Origin of the sequence: Acinetobacter sp. (assembly GCF_041919735.1) — a bacterium.
In the GTDB taxonomy this organism is placed as follows: Bacteria; Pseudomonadota; Gammaproteobacteria; order Pseudomonadales; family Moraxellaceae; genus Acinetobacter.
Genome location: NZ_JAYRTF010000062.1, coordinates 1 through 1,035 on the forward strand (window position 1 = coordinate 1; position 1,035 = coordinate 1,035).

Consider the following 1,035-nt stretch of genomic DNA (forward strand, 5'->3'; position numbering starts at 1 on the left):
CGCTGGATGTCACTATTCAAAAGCAAATTTTAGATTTGCTGGAGTCGTTGCGGAAGAAGCATCAAATGTCGATGCTGTTTATTACCCATGATTTGGCTTTGGTCGGGGAAATTGCCGATCAGGTAATCGTAATGCGGCATGGTCAAATTCGTGAACAAGGCAGGGTTAAAGATGTGCTTGAACGCCCTCAAGATGTCTATACCAAAGCGTTGTTACACTGCCGTCCACAATTGTCCAAACGTCCCATGCGTTTGCCCATGATCAGTGATTTCATGCAGCAAAAGGGTGATGACTATATTGAAACGCATACCATCGATGTCGAGTCACTTCAACAAAGATCTCGCGGCTTAACTGGCCAAGAAGAGATCATTTTAGATGTGCGAGACCTTAAAAAGTCATTTTATAGTCGTAAAGGATTATTCGGCAAACAGGAGTTCCAAGCGGTCAAAGGCGTGAGTTTCCAACTGGCAAAAGGCAAGACTTTGGGCTTGGTGGGTGAGTCTGGTTCGGGGAAAACGACCATCGGATTATTGCTGATGCGTTTACAGGCGGCGACGGGAGGAAAAGCGCTGTTTGAAGGTCAAGATATTTTGGCCATGTCAGAAAAAGAGTTTGCTCGGTATCAACGCAAGATTCAAATTATTTTCCAAAATCCCTATGCATCACTCAATCCACGTTTTACCGTCGGGCAGATTCTGATGGAACCGATGCAGGTGCATCATATCGGCGCGAATGATGCTGAACGCAAACAGATGGCTTTGGACTTGTTGGAACGCGTGAGCTTACCTGCACAGGCTTTTTATCGTTATCCACATGAGTTTTCAGGCGGACAGCGTCAACGTATTGCTATTGCCCGCTGTCTAACTTTAAAACCTGAGGTTTTGATTTGTGATGAGTCGGTATCAGCATTGGATGTTTCGGTACAAGCCCAAGTACTGAATTTGCTGCAAGATTTACAGGATGAATTTGGACTGAGTTATATCTTTATTTCACATGATTTATCAGTGGTGAAATATATTTCAGATCAAATCATGG

The 1,035-nt window shown here is 44.1% G+C and carries 1 protein-coding gene; it reads left to right on the forward strand.

Going from position 1 to position 1,035, the window contains the following annotated elements; translation table 11 throughout:
- On the forward strand, positions 1-1,035 hold a 1,035-nt coding region (locus ACE3T3_RS15935; protein WP_374668649.1), incomplete at both ends, for an ATP-binding cassette domain-containing protein.